This is a genomic window from Lysinibacillus sp. A1 (genome assembly GCF_000801965.1).
In the GTDB taxonomy this organism is placed as follows: Bacteria; Bacillota; Bacilli; order Bacillales_A; family Planococcaceae; genus Lysinibacillus; species Lysinibacillus fusiformis.
The window spans coordinates 100,771-118,902 of record NZ_JSZM01000015.1 but is presented as its reverse complement, the minus strand read 5'-3'; the positions used below and the strand labels follow the sequence as shown (position 1 = coordinate 118,902).

Here is an 18,132-nt window from a genome sequence, read left to right as displayed (position 1 = left end):
CGGATGGCGTGTTTTCTTTGCTTCTACATAGAAAAACAGGTGATTTTCAAGATAAAGTGACATTCGCCTCGATCATTTTCATACTATATGGTGGAGGTGGTAAAATGCCAAGAGTAAAATACCGCGATGCAGACGTTGCTTTAATGGCAAGGATGATGCGAGCTGAAGCTGAAGGTGAAGGACAGCAAGGCATGTTATACGTGGGCAATGTAATTGTCAATCGAGCTGTCGCATCTTGCTTGGACTTCAACGACGTGAGAACTATCGAGCAAGTCATTTATCAAGTACAAGGAGGAAACTATTCGTTCGAAGCCGTCCAAAAGGGCAATATGTTTTACCAACGTGCAAGAGAAACAGAAAAAAGATTAGCCAAACAGAACTTAGACTTCTGGCGTCAGCACCCAGCCAAATACGCCCTTTGGTACTTCAACCCATATGCCCCATGTCCCCCAACATGGTACGGTCAACCATTCACAGGTCAATTTAAAAACCATTGCTTCTATGAACCTGCACCAGATACCTGTGAAAGTGTTTATATCGGGTAGCTCGTAAATTCAATTAGTTGGCATAGCGTTTTTTAATTTAATAACCACTCGACTAACTACTAGCAAGATTATGTCACTGTACGATACTGCAGGAAAAGAAAAAAAGGGAACATCTAGGTCCAGATGTTCCCTCATACATTTACAGATAATATGGAGTAGTGACACTAAAAAAATAATTAGTTAATCTTGGAAGCTTGTTAATATTCCATCTTCAAAATAAAGGTATTGTCCATTTCCATACATCCATTGTTCATAAGTTCCATATTCTGTTACAGTTCTATTCACATCATAAGGTTCGCCCCAAAGTGATGCTAATACTTCCTCGTAGGTCATTCCAAGCGAAGGATTACTCCCTCTAGCGCTTTCAATTTTTTCTTTTCTTTCTTTTTCTGCATTAGATATTCTTTCCATATTAAATAAATTATTTCGGTATTCTCTTTCTATCCAATTCCAATCGTCTAGAGATATTGGTCCAAAGGTTAATGGACTGGCATATGAGGTATTTGTAATTCCTGCTACTATTTCCTCTCTCATTCTCCCATGATATTCAGGGTCAACAGCTAGTGCTAAAGCTCCCGATGCCTCATAGGAATTCTGATCAGTTTGTAAATATTGAGCATAATTATACATCGCTGAAAAATCGGCATTATCTTCTAGCCCTTTTGTCCGATCATATAATTCTTGTACTTTTTGAAAGTCATTATTTCTAACTGCTTGTTCCATTTCATCTAATCGTATCTCTTTTTCTTGTTCTACAAACTTTACAACTTTAGTCCAATCATCACGATTTAAGTTGATTCTCATTCTGTTATATTTCGAATCCAAGAATTCGAAATTTTTTTCTTGGATTAATTGGTCTACAAATTTAGTGCCCACTGCTCTTACTTTATCAGTTTCTGATTCTGATAAATCGATTGTTTCCATTTTAATTAAAAGGTCCTCATACTTTTTTTCTTTCAGAAGTGTTTCTAATGTTAAAATTTCTGCCTCAATTTTGCTTTCATTATTTTCTTTTACAGTTTTTTCACCACTACATGCTGATAAAATTAATAGCAATCCAATTCCGATAGTAAAATGTTTAACTTTTATCACTCTTAATAACTCCTTTTAGCTGTACTCAATATGTATAATTCATTTACTAAAAACTCATTTGTTTAAAATGAATAAAAAATATCCCTACTACTATAAGTACAATGTCTAATTATTTCAAAATCCTAAATATTAAATACGTTACAAATTCCCATATATGTCGAATCAACAATACAGTTAAATTATACCATTACTATTAAAATAGCCCAAGCACGATTTACAAAGTATAGAAAAAAAGGGAATGACCTAGATTACAGGTCTTCCCTCAAATTCGTATGCCCTAGTTTAGTAATGTTATTGTTTTAATTTCCTGTTCTCACAAACTTTTCTTTCAATAACAGTACTCCCATCAGGCCAATGGCGGAAAATACAACTGGGGTGATAAATCCATAATAGTACCCATCTCCTAAATAACCTGAAGTCGATTGAAAATAATCCAACACATAGCCAAAAATAATCGGTAGTAATGCAGCGCTTAAAAAGCCTCCTGTATTCGCAAAACCAGAAACGATACCAGATTCAGTGATAGGAAAAGTTTGACGAACAGCCGCGAACGTTAAGGCACTTGCTCCATATCCAAAGCCGATGATGAAGAATAGTATAATAAGAAGAATTAGGGACGGATGCCCCTTCCATAAGAGAAAGGATAACCAGCTCAATAAAACAGCCATTTGAACACCTATATAAGGCTTCTTAATCGTTTCTAACCGGCCAGCTAGCCAACTCGTTAAGGGAGCCCCGATAAGTGCTCCAATGAGACCAATCATAATTAGCTGACTTGCCTCTGAACGTGTCATCTCATACATATTGATTCCATAGGGGACAGCCCACGAACTGATAAAGCCTACATATCCCCCAACGACCCCGAAATGGCAAAAAAATAAAGCCCAAGCTTGTCGATTTGAAAATATTCTCCATAATAAAACAGACGTTTTTTCACGTTGCACTACCTCAGCTTCAACTATCGCTTTTTCCGAAAAGATATGTTTCGTATTTTTAACAAGTACAAAATAAAGAAGAACACCACATACACATAATAAGAGTCCCGTTGAAAAAAATGAAATTCTCCAACCAAATAAAAAAATCAAAGTAGCAAAGGGGACCGTCGCCAACAAGAAACCTAGACTCCCTGTCATCCCTGCAAAGCCAATTAAACGCACAAATTCCTTCTTCTGAAACCATTGTGCCAAAATAAGCACCATATTCACCCAAATGGTTGCATCCCCTACACCAGTAAGTATTCTAGAAAAAAATAGGACGAATTCATGTGTACCTAAACTATAAAGAATCGTACCTAGCCCTGTTAAGGTAGCACCCATAATAAGAAAAAAGTTTGGCCCAAATCGATCAGCTAAAACCCCCATCGGAATTTGTAAACTCGTATACACAAAAAACTGGATACTCGTCAATAGCCCAATCGTCGATGCCGTCACCCCAAAATCCCTCATCAATTGGTCAGTAATTAACCCCGGAGCAGTTCGTTGACTGGCCATTAACAAATACGTAAACAATACAGCAACAAACACAACCCATCTATACCTGTGATGTTGTTTGTCCAATAATCACTACTCCTATTAGTTTTTACTTTATGTATATGAATTGCTGGATGGGAGAAAGACCTGTTTCTTGTCGTAGTGTATACGCTGATGTAAAGGATACAGAAAACGCACCCGTCTACACTTTTGTCTCGACTGGGTGCGTTCATGCTCATCTATACTGCTGGCTGAGGCTGTGTTGTACTTACATGTACAGCAGGTTTACGATCTTTCCAAGGCATGGCTTCTTCTAATTGTCTACCGAGCTGTAATAATGTTAATTCATCTGCAAATTTACCTGTCATTTGTAGACCAATTGGTAAACCTGATTGACTTTCTGCCAAAGGCAATGATAATGAAGGCTGCCCTGTAGCATTAAATAAATTGGTAAATGGCGCATAGGTGAAAATTTGCTCCGTCCATTCAACTGCTGAAATGTTAGGATTATTCGCATTTAATTCGCCAATCTTAGCAGGCAGTGTGCCAATTGTTGGGCTCAATAAAATATCGTAGTCTTCAAAAAAGCCTGCTACTTGACGTGAAACAAGTGCATTGATATTAATGGCATCTAATAATTCGGATGCTTTTAAATTACTACCATATTCATAGCATTTCCAAATAGCCGCTTCAATATTATCCGGAGAAACTGCTTTACCTGTCCCCTCTGCCGCACCCTTAATCATTTTATAAATATTGGCTGTCCAAATATCGACCGTAGCCTTTGTAAATGTCGCTTGTTCATATTTCGGACGTGCTTCCACTACTTCATGCCCTAAGTCCTTTAAAACTTGAATGGTTTTATGAACAGCTTCTATACATTCTGGATCTACAAATGCGCCAGAATTTGTTTCAGTTGTCCATGCAATTTTTAAAGGGCGAACATTTTCATAAATTAATTGTCCGTACGGAGCATGGGTTACTTCTAATTTTGAATAGCTCCCTACATCTGGGCCAGCTACTTGATCCAGTAAAGCCGCCGTATCACGAATTGTACGGGTCACAGCAAATTCAATCGCAATCCCATTTAAAGGCTCACTATTGAAGGGCCCCGTAGGAACTCGTCCACGCGTCGGCTTTAATCCCACTAGCCCACTACAGGATGCGGGAATACGAATGGAACCGCCACCATCATTCGCATGAGCAATTGGTACAATACCACTTGCCACAGCGGCTGCTGACCCTCCACTCGAACCACCAGGACTATGATCTAAATTCCATGGATTTCGTGTAGCACCATAAATAACTGCTTCAGTCGCTGCATTATAACCAAACTCAGGCGTTGTCGTAGTCCCCGCTAAAATTAAACCGGCTTTTCTAAAACGCACCATTAACTCACTATCTACAGGTATTACTGTATTTTCTCCTATACGGCTCCCCATACTATGTGGGACGCCCTCCGCATGTAAGACAAGCTCTTTAATTAAAAACGGAACACCTGCAAATGGGGCATTTTTATCCACCTTTTCAATGGCTTTGTCCGCTTGCTCCTCTAACACACTGACTACTGCATTAATAGATGGATTTACTTTTTTGATTCCCTCTAACGCAAGATTTTTGAGCTCTTGTGGTGTTACCTCTTTTGATTTTACTAGTTCTGCTAAGCCTATTCCGTCATATGAAGCATACTCATGTAAATTCATATCATCACCTCATGTAGAATTATTCTTACAACCACAATGTACTGAATATTCTAAAATATTTATATTACCCAAAAGGATAATTGTTCTCAAAATAGAATATAAGTGCTTAATAGAGAAATGAGGTGTTTTCATGTTTTATGAAGGTGATGTAGAAAAAATTCTTAAGGCGAGTTATCATATTTCCAATATGAATGTGAAACAAAGTAATGAGAGTTTTAAACATGAATTGTTACATACATTAAACCAACATCTCGGTTATCATCATATGTTATTTTGGGAAATGTCAAATAATGAATTAAAGACACCTATACTTTTTAACATCGAGGTTCATACGATAAATGAATATTTACATCTATATAAAAACTTTGATCCACTACACCCTCAAAATATAGATACACAGCATGCCATTCAGTTGCTCAATAACAATAAAGCCATGTGTCTTCAAAAACAATCACATTATAAAGAAGTATTTTTAAGAGAAAATTGTTATGAAGATGAAATGGCATTGTACTTAAAAGTAGACAATAGACATGTTGCTGTTATCGGTTTTTTAAGAAAAATTGGCGAGAAGTTATTTAATGAAAAAGATGTTTTAATGTTAGTGTATTTAAAAAGAAATATAGAAAATATGTACGCCTTACATTTACTTTCACAGCCCTCTATTCTGTTTGAAATGACAGCACGAGAAAGAGAAGTGCTGAATTTTGTTTCCAAAGGTCTGAAAAATGTAGAAATAGCCCAGCAATTAATCTTCAGTGAAAATACAATTAAAAAACATCTTCAAAACCTCTATCGAAAATTTCAAGTAACGAATCGCACCCAGCTACTAGCTAAATGTTTGAACTATATGGACCATGTTTAATGTCGAGAATTTGAACTCGAAAACACCAAAAGACCTAAACCATATGTTGGATTATAATGGATGGCGAAAAATCTACTAAACTGGATGGTCTAAAAAATATGAAACCCTTTAATATAAGTCATGTGGGTAGCTGAACATCCCCACAGAGCTTTTTAGTAGGGAAACATATTTTGATGCCGGAGATGATATATTTATGGACTATGCAAAATTAATAGACCACACCTTACTTTCACCTAATACGACAGAAAAAGAAATCATTCAATTATGCCAAGAAGCAAGACAATACGGCTTCGCATCTGTATGCGTGAATCCTACATGGGTAAGCTTATCTGCAGAACTATTACGTGAATCGGATGTGAATATATGCACAGTAATAGGATTTCCATTAGGTGCAAACACGATGGAAGCAAAAGTTTTTGAGACTTTAAATGCCATTGGTAACGGGGCTACAGAAATCGATGTAGTATTAAATATTGCAGAATTGAAAAATAACAAAAACAATATGCTTGTGGAAAAAGAGATTGCAATGGTGGTAAACGCTGCAAAAGGAAAAGCGCTAGTCAAAGTGATTATAGAAGCCTGTCTATTAACGGATGAAGAAAAAATTCGTGCATGCGAATTATCCGTAAAAGCTGGCGCCGACTACCTTAAAACCTCCACAGGCTTTTCACTGCACGGCGCAACTGCTAAAGACGTTGCAATCATGAGACAAGCAGTCGGACCAAATGTTGGCGTAAAAGCATCAGGCGGTGTAAGTAACTTGGAAGATATTCAATTAATGATAGATGCGGGAGCCTCAAGAATAGGCACTAGCTCGGCTGTAAAAATTTTTAGTTAAAAAGTGAAAAAACCGTCCAAATGGGCGGTTTTTCATCACTTAGCTGACTCGTCTCATTTTCAGATGAACTCACAATTTATCTGACCTCTTTCATAAATTCTCTTAAGGCTTCAACGATTTCGTTTGCCTTAGTACGATATAAATAATGATCCCCATCAAATGTCACCACTTGCCCATAGACAGAATCTTTTATTTGCTTATGATGCTCGGGTACCCACCTGTCAGTGACTGGATGATCCGCTTGGATAAAGAAAACAACAGGTAGATTTTTGGGGAATGACAAACTTTCAGCTGCTTTAAAATTTTCATACATCATTTCAGCCTCATTTAACTGAGTAGAATTATACATGTTCTTATGCTTAAGCATTCTCAACTGTTCCTTTGTTTTTTCATCATACGATAGTTCGGCGTATGGGTCATCACCTAGCTTCACCTGCAATCGAGCTAAACCTGATTGTTTAAGAAACTTTATAGTTCTAATGATAGAAGAACCAATCTTTTTCTCGCTAATTGACGGAACACTGCTATCGAGCCCAACAAATGCACTCACTTCATTTGGATAGGTATTCACATAATCCATTCCATAAAGACCCGAAATCGAGTGGCCCATTAAAATATACTGTTCAATCTGAAGCTGCTGTAATGCTTCATGCACTTCACTAACTATATTTTTGGTACTCCGTTCCTTGTCAGTTGAATCACTTAATCCATAACCAAAGGGCTCCACAACAACAACCTTGTAAAATGGAGATAGTTCATCTACTAATGGCTGAAAATCAAGTCCCGGTGCCGCCGTCCCATAACCAGGTAAAAGCACAACCGTTTCCTCGCCCTCGCCCTGAATGAAAACATTCATATTTTTCCCATCTACTGTTACAGACTGACCATATGATTCTATTTTTCCTTGCTCCATTTTGTTGCAGACAATATTAACTACGAACACAATCAATAAAAAGAGTACTAGCGCTATCACTAAACCCGCTATGATTTTACCTATAATAGTTATCGTTTTTTTCATTCTATTTGCACGAGATTATAAAACTGCCAGTGCAGACCGCCTTAATAGCTCGTGCCACTCCTCCATTTCATCATTAACTTCGTATCTTCATTCCACATCTGGAATTCCGGCCACTTCCGCAAACCGTTTAGGATAGCTTACAAAATGAAGATGTCCTCCCTATGACAACAATATGAACGGAGTATGAACAAATTAAAAATGATGGAGAGTATAAAATCAATTAGCGAGGAATAGATACCTGAAGAATAAACTCTACGATTAATCGAAAAAAACATAGGGAGATTTTAACCTCCCTATGTTTTCATTCATATTATTGATCTGCTTGTTCTTGCTTCTTTTTCAAATACTCTGCACGTATTTTCTCAAGTTGCTGCTTTTTATCAAATTGGGCAGGCTTGTGTTTCTCATGATACTTTGCCACAGCCGCCTTACCTTTAGTATCCAATTGATATTTCCCCACTTTGGTTCACCTACTTTTCCTGTCTTAAAGAAAATCTATTCAACAAATATAATATACCCTATTTTGCTGATGTATACATTTTTACTTTATTGGTGGACCGCCTTACCTTACATATATAACCTTCATTCGCAATAGCAAATGTATTCCCGCTACAGCCTATTTTCCTTAAAGATAAAACTAACCAGTGAGAATCATCTATATAGTATCGAACGCTTAACAATACTCTAGTATGAATTAGAAAACGGCATTTCAACAGTATATTAATATGTAATCACATCATTTTCACACTAAAAATGTCAATCTATAAAAGATTGATGAATGAATAGACATTTGCAGGACAATTAGCCTCATATAAAAAATAATTTCGATACCATTGAATTATGAAGATTACTGTCGAAATATACCTATATATAGTTGTGGGAGGAAGCAAATGATGAAGAAAAATTTAAGGTTACGAAGCATCTCTGGGAAGTTAATGCTACTAATCACAATTATTATACTTGTAACAGTTGTGATTATCGGCTCAACAAGCTATTTTGTTGCCAAAGATCAGCTCTTAGAATCCGGTCAACGAGAACTCCAAAGCATTGTCAAAGGGGCCTATACTTCAATAGAATTGATTAATGAAGAAGTAGAAAGTGGCAAAATAACGCTAGAAGAAGGAAAAGAACAAGCGAGAATTCTTCTAAATGGACCCGTAAATGAAATTGGAGAGTACGATTATCAAGAATCCAATTTTACTTACAAAGAAAATGGCTATATATTAGCTTTTGACGAGGATTTAGTGTTACAACTCCATCCTTCTAAAATCGGTGGAGCTCCTGCCGATGACCTGAACAGAAGTAATCGCGAAATGATCATTGCAGGCGGCAAGTCCAAAAATGAATCAGATCGCTATGTCGTTTACTCTGATAAACAGCCAGATGGTTCGTTTAAAGATAAAACAGCCTATACTGAATATTTTGAGCCTTGGGGTTGGACTATTGGAATTGCTGTCTTTCAAGATGAATTTTATGAAGGGTTAAACATTTTACAATATATTATTTTTGGTGCAACAGTCGTACTTATTATTTTAAGCTCACTGGTGTTTTATTTAGGTATTCGGAAGAAATTAAATACTTTAAAAGAAGTAGCTGAAGCCGCAACAAAAATTTCTAATGGTCATATAATGGTTACCCATCTACCTGAATCAAATGACGAAATTGGACAACTTGCGACCGCTTTTAATAAAATGTCACAGCAATTACGTACGCTCGTCGAAAAGACTAAAAATACAAGTGAACATTTATTGGATTCAGCGACTAACTTATCAGCCGTTTCAGAAGAAACATCTGCTAGTAGTGACGAAGTTGGTAGAGCAATTACTGAAATTGCTACAGGTACACAGGAACAAGCCAATGATTTGGACAACATAAACCGAACTGTAGAGCTATTATCAAGTTCTATAGAAACTACGGAAAAACAAAGTAAAGTTATGTACGACATTACAAAACATGCAGAAAAAATATCATCCGAGGGAATTGAAATAGTACAACAATTACAACAGTCCAATACTATTTCACTAGCAGCATCACAAGAAGTCAGTGATGAAATTAAAAAATTAAATGATCAAATAAATCAAATCACACAGGTAATGGAAACCATTGAAACAATCGCAGAGCAGACCAATCTACTAGCTTTAAATGCGAGTATTGAAGCTGCAAGAGCAGGTGAATATGGTAGAGGATTCTCAGTGGTTGCCGATGAAATAAGAAAACTAGCAGAACAATCGAAAATGGCCACCCACCAAGTACAAGGCGTGGTTTCATCCATTGTTTCAGAAACGACTAAAACAGTTGAAACTGTAGAAGGAACAATGGAGACTGCTAAAAAGTTAAATGATGATGTAGTCCTAACACAAAGTAAATTCAATCAGATGTCTGATTCTGTAAAACAAATTGTAGAATCCATATTAGCCGTTAATAAAGAAATGGACGTGATGACATCTTATAATAAGTTGATGAGTGAAGGAATCGAAAGTGCGTCCAGCGTATCAGAACAGACAGCCGCTTCCGTACAGGAAATTGCTTCTTCCATCGATGAGCACATTAAAGCAATTACGGATGTTGCTCATGCTGCTGAAAAACTGACGGAATTAAATCGTGAATTAAATTCTTTAATGGAGCGATATACTATATAAAGGCTAGCAAGCATTTGCATTATTGCCCTTGATGATTAGCATTGATTTTCTAAAAAAGAGAGAAAGACAACATAACGTCTTTCCCTCTAGGGCATGAGGATATTTAAAGTGAGTTGAAATTCCATATATGAATAACTCTTCAAATAGGTTAGTTAGTACATTCTTTAAGCAAAGAAAAAGATTTAAGTAGGAGCGATCTTGATCAAAAATTAGATATTTCTCAAGCATCTATTTCACGATAGAAAGCGGCATTCTGGAAGTGAATTTTACACTGTTAGCAATTTACACTAACGCATTTTCATACTCTTTTATCATCCCTCTAATATTTCAACATCATCTTGTATCATACTTAATCAGTTCCGCTAATTATGTATTTGCAATTTCCATCAATAGCCTTTCAAAGTACCCTCTATTTTTATTAATTACTTTAAATTTTCCATCTCTCGAATATACAAAAGTAGATTCCATTAAGTTGATTAGGACTTAATCTTTATCCTGTATAACATTCCAAATGGTTGTAGTTTAAATCTATTTACTTATCATCAAAATCTAATTTGCCTTCAAACTATTTACATAATATGATAAGAATGGAGGGTATTTCTCTTACACTATGCTTCTATAAGCAATGCATTATAGAATTGTCAGTTGCACTTATAATGCCAGCGACGATGTGTGCTGGAGGAGAAACAAATCTTGGTTACATTTTAACGCATAATTCGGAGGTTATTGACATTGGAAAAGAATAACGTTTACAAAGTAATAATTGCAATTTTAACATCTATTATAGTGATGGGTATTATAGTTATAAGTTATCTCGTATCAAACGATAGTTATCTTACAAAGACCAAACAAAAAAGTTTGAGCGCTGAAGGTGAAAATGCAGAGGTTGTAGAAACCGAAGAGGTAGAAGCAGTTGAGGTGATCCACAAGCCCGATACTGATAAATCCTGTCTGTCACCTGAAAACGCAATAGCTTTAGACGAAATGTATTCGAATTACCTAGCTTTTAAACGTGTAGCGCTTAATGAAGATGGATTACTAAATTTCGATAACGCAATTGGCGCTTACAACGGCATCACACAGAACTTAGCTACATCGGTCCTTATGGCCCATACAACGGCTTATGACAAAGAAGTATACAAAGTGGTAAACGAATGGGCTGATGATGCTTCTAACGTCTCAGATGACATGCTCGGATTCATTCAGGGTACGGTGGAGGTGAATGACTATAATTTAAATATCTTCAAAGCTTCGTTTGATGATCTCGATAACTTCTACGGAAATAAACAGAAGTGGGAGAATTGTCAATGATTCTGTAGGACATGAAGAGAGTAACTTCATTATATGTTGGGATGGGGTCGGAGAATTATTCCCTGTTTACGGTGAAAAAGTATGGTAACGCAGTAGCTGTATTGTAGGAAAGTAGCATACTAACATCTTAGATCCACACTGGCAAACTCAAGAGATACATATTCTTTCAGCCGTTTCAACCATAACGTGCATCATCATATTTGTTAATGTCCATTACATACTTTTGAAATTTGATTAACTCAGCACAATTAATCATAGTTTCTTCTGATCGATTCCTTTAAGAAAACAATTAACAATAGCTTCATTCACTATCGGAAGGTCATTGTCTAGTGGATGAAGCTTTTTCACATATGCACCTTTAGCTGACCTGTCTTAGACATGGTGATGTTACAGCCACCTTATCCATTTAAAGTCATTAATACCTATAACAGAAAAAGAAGCCGTTCTCGACATGGAAAACGACTTCAAGCCTGCTCAATTTATTAAATTCGATGCTAAAGAAAAGTGAATGGTTACCGCAATTATTATCACTCTTTTCAAAAGCCTTGATACACCTGTATTTTGAGCAACTAGATGGAGACGGCGGGAGTCGAACCAACCGTCTCGGAATGCTGTTATATCAAGGGTTGCGGGGGCAATTGATTTTTTTGACTACGTTTGATTAAATATCTTTAGTATTTACTTAAATATTTAATTTCACAATAATATCATTTATAGTTGCTTCAATTTCACCCAAAGAAACAATATACCATTCTTTCGGATTTACAATTTTCCCATTTGCTGTTGGAACAGAGATTTGTAATTGCTTATCTGCAAAACTATGATGTATGACTGTTTCTAATTTTCGACCACTAAAGTTTTGAACTTTCCAAGTTGCAACAATTTTCACAGGTGCATAAAGATAAGTGGCTTCATTTTCAGCATTACTAATACGTTTCTCAACACTCCCACTAGCAAAACCAATCTTATAAAGATTTTGATACTTTGATATTTCAGGATTAGAGCTAAGTGATTTGACTACATAAATATAGCCAGTAGTCAGATATTCAGCAGCTCTTTCTTCAACAGTAGTTTCTCCCATAACATCACTCATTACTTCAGTGACCATTCTACCATGTCGAGTTTTATCAAATAGATTGGATGCAAATGATCTAAGTAAAATGCCTTTGTTTTCAGTTCCATTTTCATAAATAAGGTGAAGTTTTGCGTTACGATAACCATTTTTATCTATAAAATAATCTCCTACGGATAGAACATAAAGTAGAATTCCATTATCAATATAAAATTTACCTGGTAAAATATTTTTTTCAGTATCTACAGGTATTATTTTTCGAGTGCCATTTGCAATTTCTTTTTGGACAAGTTTAAATAGAGGCTCATATCGTTCAAAATGGCTAGCTCGTTTTCGTACACTGTATTTATCTGCCGCATTAATTGTTCTCTTATATCTTGACAAATCAAGTAGTGAATCAACTTTATCTTTTTTCTCAAAAATTGTATCATCATTAAAAATGTCATCAAGGGATTCAGGTTTTTGGATTGGACTTTCTAATACTTTATTTTTACTATCAAACAAGTTTAGTTCATCAATCTCAGCAAGCTTCTTTATCATTTCTGGCTTATCGCGATATCCCTTAAGTCTGGAATATAACTTTCTTTCAGTCATATCACGGGATTTCTCAGGTTCTTTTCCATTGTGATTTTTTATCCAGTCAATAATCTCTTGAAATTTTTCAAATTCCGGGTCTATTCGCTTAACTTTTTTTTTAGGAGTTTCAGCTACTAATTCATCAAAAATTGGATCCGAAAAAATATCGTCAAGATTAAGCTTATCCATTCTGTCTCTCTCTCCTTAATTGTTCCAAACGTAATAAAGCGTATGCTAATCTTTGCTCATATTGGTCTGAGCTAGTCTTATCTGGAATTCTTCCATTTTCGTTTTTAAATTGAACAATTTGAGGATACAACATAATTAATTCATCTTCAGAAAAAGTAAATTTTATACCATCCATATAATCTTGAATAAATCGTAATGTTGGTGCATCTATTTCTTTTGAAATAACCTCATAAGCACGTTGGAAAGGATTGACTTCATCAATTAAATCAATTGCAATTTCATCAATATTGATAAATTTATTTGCCATTTTGAGGAATTGTTTTCCGCTAGTTCCTTCTTCACGCTCAGCAGATTGAATAACAGATTGAGCAACCAAATGCTGACGTACCTCCTCAGTCTCTTCGTTTGATAAATCAGGGTAGGTATTCATTATCACATGCGGTATAAGTTGCTTGTTAATTACTTTCGCCTCTACGCCAGCAGCAATAGCTTGCTGAATTTGACTATCTTGTAAAACAGTAGCTTTCAAATCATTCAAATCATTTTGAATAATATCTTTTGATCGATTAGTACTTGGCTCCTTTAAACCTTTAATAAAAATATCTGTTCCATTTGATTTCTGATCATCATTATCCTTAGGCTTAAATTTAAAGTTTGGAGCCAATACAGATTCCATCAAGAGACTTGCAGTGATTGCCTTCATGACATTATTAACCGCAAACATTACCTCATCATCTTGAGCATCTGGTTGAGCAATTAAATTGGTAAATTGTGCATGAGTTTTATTTGAACTATCACGAGTCACGCGCCCAATAATTTGCACAACTTCTGTTAATGAATTACGATACCCAATTGTTAGAGCATATTCCGCAAAAGGCCAGTCAAATCCCTCTTTTGCCATACCAAGAGCAATGATAATATCCAAGTCATCAAGTTCAGACATATTTCGAATATATTCTTGAACCTTTTCACGACCATCCTCATTAACTAAATCAGCAATTTTTAATACTCGTCCAGATTCTTCAGTTACTAGCCAAAGCCCTGTATTTTCATCAAATTTAGAATCACCTAATTCTTCTAAAATACGATCAACTTCATCATATTTATCTTTAGTTGATTCACCAGAATTTACATTTGGAATATGAATAATTGTTTTCTTTGAAGTATCCAAAACCTCTGAAAGAGCATCAGTATAACGCCCTCTATAGAAGCTATAGCCCATCGCAAAACTCTTTAGATATTTATAGCCTTCTAGTTGTTCATAATAAGTGTAAGTTACCTTATCAAACTTTTGCTCGTCAGCAGACTCTAGAATTGGGACTGAATCACCGCGGAAGTAAGAGCCAGTCATTGCCATAATATGAGCAGTAGAGTTTCCCATAATATTACGTAACGCATTTCCTAGAACAGAATTATCATCTTGTGAAACATGATGAAACTCATCAATGGCAAGTAAAACATTGTCAAAGTCTGAATCGCTCAATTTCTCAAAAGCAAAACGTAAAGTCGCGTGAGTGCAAATCATGATACTATCTTCAGGGTTCGTTGATCGAATAAAATCAACAAACTGTGACACTTTACTTTTACTTGTTCCACGATCCGTGAGATTGTTTTTGGGATTAACAATCCAATCAGAAAAGAAGCCGAATTTTGCTAACTCTATTGTTTGGAAGGATTTTCCTATAGAACGTTCTGGAACTACAATTATTGCTTTTTTTATACCTTGATTTGTTAATTTATCCAATGCTACAAACATCAAAGCACGTGATTTTCCTGACGCAGGGGGAGCTTTAACTAAAAGATATTGTGAGGCACGTTTCTCATATACACGCGCCTGCATCTCACGCATCCCTAATACATTTGTATTTTGGCTTTGTCCAGTACCATTGTAATTAATTTCAAAAATATTTGAAGTCATTTTTTCTCCTCACTTACCTTTTCTTGATAAAGTTTCAACAATATACTCAATCGTTCCTCATCAGATTTGAAAGGTTCTTGCTTATAAGCTCGCTCCACAATGCCATCAATTTTTTCGTGTGCTTCACGTAATCTTGCATTCATTGATTTATTAGCGCCTCCATAAAGTTCAGCAAGTGTCCCCCCTTCTTCTTCCCGGACATCCAGCATTTCTAAAACAGCTTCTTCGAGGGTATTTTTACGATTAGTTGAGAGCTTAGGAATAGGAAATGTATTGTAAACCATTCCTGCTGAATAACGATAATCTGTTTTCAATCTTCCACCAACTGCACGTAGCCACGTCATATGCATTCTAGATTCTAAGATGCCCAAAAGCCAAATTGGGGCGTCGTAAACAACCATAGCTAGATCTGAAACTATTGTGTCATCTTCTACAAATCCCATTGGCACATAGTCTCTAGTTTCTGAAGAGACCTTTGGAACAATTAAAGTTTGTTTCCCTAGTATTTTTCCAGCATTATTTGCATTATCCCATTCTCCACGTTGAACAAATAGCCATGGTTTTTTAGCATATTCTTTTGTAGAATCTGCTGACTTTTCTCCTGAACGTTCCAAGGATACTTTTTTGAAAATTTCAGCAAACTCAGGAATAGTTTTTAGAGTTATATAATCTTTTTCTTGTAACCAAAGAGTGTAGCGATATTCACCTTTAATAAAACCTTCTGAACCAATATATTTTTTAAAAAATAGTGCAGTTTCAGGGTACTTGTTAACTAAATTGTCTTTTTCTTCTCCACTAAAAATCAGGTTTTTGCTTCTTGGCATATTTCCCATAACCATTTGAGGGAAATTAGCAAAATTTCTATTTGAATTTTCAACTATAACATTATCCCCAAATACTAGATAAGGGTTGATATTTGTACCATAACTTGCAACCTCATCAATATAAAGTACTTTTTGATTTTCACTTTTGTTTGAGAATCCGATAATTGCAACAATTACACCTGCATTATTTGCAGCACTATTTCCCCATTTGAATGATTGATAAGCAAAAGAAATTTCACCATATTTTAACAACTCATTCCAAAGTTGACTCACTTGTTCGCCTTGGTTTATCGAGTTTGTCGTTACAAAAGCATATTGAGCATTTTTCTCAAAAATATATTTGGTTGCTTTATAAAACCAGCCCGAAATATAATCAAGTTTCTTATGATTTAGAACTGTGCTAATCGCAAATTCTAAATCCTTTTTCTGAAGTTTATTTTGAAGCTTTGCACCTATATAAGGGGGATTCCCCATAATATAAACTTCATCATTAGTCTCATATGGAACAACTTGACTCCAATCAATACGTAGGGCATTACCGTGTATGATATTCCCTGACTCTTGAAGCGGAAGGATTCTAGGTTGATAATCTGCTAATGATTCAATCATTTCAACATTCATTTGATGTTCAGCAATATAAAGGGAAAGTTTAGCAACCTCATGTGCAAAATCATCAATTTCAATACCTGAGAATTGATTTAATTTAATCTTAGATTTCTTTAGAAATTCTCCTTGATAAACATTATTTTCCTTCAAGGCGTCCTGGATTTCACGAATTTTAACAAGGATTTGAATTTCAAGTTTTCGTAATTCTTTGTAGGTAATTATCAAAAAGTTACCAGATCCACAGGCAGGATCTAAAAATTTAATTTTACTCATTCGTTCAAGCAAACTATTCAAGTCTTTAATAATGTTTCTTTGTTGTTCTCGTCTTTGTTTTTCAGTAATTTCACGTCCTAAGTAATCATCTGCACGGTCGGAAAGTCTTTGATACTCCGCTTGAAGATTGTCCAAAAATAGAGGTTTAATTACTTTCAAGATATTTGGCACGCTAGTGTAGTGCATACCTGAGACTTGGCGTTCTTCTTTGTTTGCAACAGTTTGAATCATTGCACCCAAAATATCAGGATTGATTTCATTCCAGTTAAGCAACTCTCCTGCTTCAATAAGTAATTTTCGGGTTAAAGGGCTGAAATTTAAGTCATGATGTGGTTCTTTGAATAGTTTACCATTAACGTAGGGAAATTTTTTTAACCATCCAGGTGTATCATGTCTTTGGTTTTCAGGCACATCTAAAATTAGAAATAAATCTTTAATGACTGAATTTAGATTACTTCCATCGGTCTCAGTTCTTGTTTTAAGGACATTAGTAAAAGATCCCTTAGTGATAATTTGCGTATCTTCACAGAAGTATAAGAAAAGTGTACGAATTAGGAAAAGGTTAAATGATTCTCCATCAACTTCCTTTTCCGCAAGCTCTGGATTGATTTTAACCAATTCATCATAAAGTTTTGTGAAACGCTCAGCAGCTTTTATATCTGCTGGGTTTTCTTTTTGGTAATCTACTTTCTCAATCCCATTCCATGCAAGGAAAAACTCTGCATATGTTGGTAAATCTTCGAAGTTAATGGCAAGTGAATTGTTTGTTTTTGTATCTTTTGCATAAAGCATTTCAAAATCAGTTGTGATAATATAACGAGGCTTTTGACTTTGAGATACAATTTTCTGCTCGATTTCATCAATAGCTTGTAGTGGATTGTTTTCAACTTTACGATACCGAATTTTATTTCGTATCAAAAAATCTCCTTCACTTGATCTTGCACGTGTAATACTAGTTTTAGGAATATCAAAAAGCTCTAAAAACTCTTCAATAAAAGTCTCTTCATTTAATTTTTCAATTATTGTTTTAACTCTATCCTCAATTTCTGTGATAGATAATAAATATTTCTTTGACATATGAGTTTCAGTCCCTTTATTAATTAATATTGATATTATTATAACAAAGTTTATTAAAGCTTTTAGTGTTTACAGATAAGGAAACAATATAATTTGTAATTGCTTAACGAGAAGGAAGTA

At 35.4% G+C, this 18,132-nt stretch carries 13 protein-coding genes; 5 read left to right on the top strand and 8 right to left on the bottom strand.

Features of this window, described 5'->3' with window-relative positions; all coding sequences use genetic code 11:
* Positions 1-104 precede the first annotated feature (104 nt).
* On the top strand, positions 105-545 hold the full coding sequence (locus PI85_RS14010) for a cell wall hydrolase (protein WP_036120076.1): 441 nt from the start codon (positions 105-107) through the stop codon (positions 543-545).
* A 180-nt stretch (positions 546-725) separates the two neighbouring features.
* On the opposite strand, the gene PI85_RS14005 is transcribed toward PI85_RS14010, so the two are convergent.
* The 3 genes from PI85_RS14005 to PI85_RS13995 form a co-directional block, all read right to left on the bottom strand.
* Entirely contained in the window at positions 726-1,637 is a 912-nt protein-coding gene (locus tag PI85_RS14005; protein WP_036120079.1) for a hypothetical protein, read from the bottom strand.
* Positions 1,638-1,936: 299 nt separating this feature from the next.
* Positions 1,937-3,193, bottom strand: a complete 1,257-nt coding sequence (locus PI85_RS14000) for an MFS transporter (RefSeq protein WP_036120082.1) — start codon at positions 3,191-3,193, stop codon at positions 1,937-1,939.
* A 152-nt stretch (positions 3,194-3,345) separates the two neighbouring features.
* On the bottom strand, positions 3,346-4,809 hold the full coding sequence (locus tag PI85_RS13995; protein ID WP_036120086.1) for an amidase: 1,464 nt from the start codon (positions 4,807-4,809) through the stop codon (positions 3,346-3,348).
* A gap of 130 nt (positions 4,810-4,939) precedes the next feature.
* On the opposite strand from PI85_RS13995, the gene PI85_RS13990 reads away from it, so the two are divergent.
* Both PI85_RS13990 and deoC read left to right on the top strand, forming a co-directional pair.
* Complete coding sequence (locus PI85_RS13990; RefSeq protein WP_036120089.1) at positions 4,940-5,671, top strand: response regulator transcription factor; 732 nt, start codon at positions 4,940-4,942, stop codon at positions 5,669-5,671.
* 193 nt (positions 5,672-5,864) lie between these two features.
* Entirely contained in the window at positions 5,865-6,509 is a 645-nt protein-coding gene (deoC, locus tag PI85_RS13985) for a deoxyribose-phosphate aldolase (RefSeq protein ID WP_036120092.1), read from the top strand.
* A gap of 76 nt (positions 6,510-6,585) precedes the next feature.
* Here the strand turns inward: deoC and PI85_RS13980 are convergent, their stop codons facing one another.
* On the bottom strand, positions 6,586-7,527 hold the full coding sequence (locus PI85_RS13980) for an alpha/beta fold hydrolase (RefSeq protein WP_042737432.1): 942 nt from the start codon (positions 7,525-7,527) through the stop codon (positions 6,586-6,588).
* A 310-nt stretch (positions 7,528-7,837) separates the two neighbouring features.
* On the bottom strand, positions 7,838-7,987 hold the full coding sequence (locus tag PI85_RS24680; RefSeq protein ID WP_025116598.1) for a hypothetical protein: 150 nt from the start codon (positions 7,985-7,987) through the stop codon (positions 7,838-7,840).
* Positions 7,988-8,417: 430 nt separating this feature from the next.
* Between PI85_RS24680 and PI85_RS13970 the strand changes: the two genes are divergently transcribed.
* Together PI85_RS13970 and PI85_RS13965 are read left to right on the top strand one after the other, a co-directional pair.
* Positions 8,418-10,166, top strand: coding sequence for a methyl-accepting chemotaxis protein (locus tag PI85_RS13970; RefSeq protein WP_036120097.1), 1,749 nt, complete (start codon positions 8,418-8,420; stop codon positions 10,164-10,166).
* 732 nt (positions 10,167-10,898) lie between these two features.
* Positions 10,899-11,477: a hypothetical protein gene (locus PI85_RS13965; RefSeq protein WP_036120100.1), complete on the top strand. Its 579-nt coding sequence runs from the start codon at positions 10,899-10,901 to the stop codon at positions 11,475-11,477.
* A gap of 682 nt (positions 11,478-12,159) precedes the next feature.
* Here the strand turns inward: PI85_RS13965 and PI85_RS13960 are convergent.
* Genes PI85_RS13960 through PI85_RS13950 form a run of 3 tightly spaced genes read right to left on the bottom strand, consistent with a single transcriptional unit; the run spans position 12,160 to position 18,012 of the window.
* The gene (locus PI85_RS13960) at positions 12,160-13,314 is read right to left on the bottom strand and encodes a GIY-YIG nuclease family protein (RefSeq protein ID WP_036120102.1); all 1,155 of its coding nucleotides are present in this window, start codon (positions 13,312-13,314) and stop codon (positions 12,160-12,162) included.
* Positions 13,307-15,232: a DEAD/DEAH box helicase gene (locus PI85_RS13955; protein WP_036120104.1), complete on the bottom strand. Its 1,926-nt coding sequence runs from the start codon at positions 15,230-15,232 to the stop codon at positions 13,307-13,309. Before PI85_RS13955 ends, PI85_RS13960 begins: the two co-directional genes overlap by 8 nt.
* Positions 15,229-18,012: a DNA methyltransferase gene (locus tag PI85_RS13950; RefSeq protein ID WP_036120107.1), complete on the bottom strand. Its 2,784-nt coding sequence runs from the start codon at positions 18,010-18,012 to the stop codon at positions 15,229-15,231. The genes PI85_RS13955 and PI85_RS13950 overlap by 4 nt, the downstream gene beginning before the upstream one ends.
* Positions 18,013-18,132: the final 120 nt, after the last annotated feature.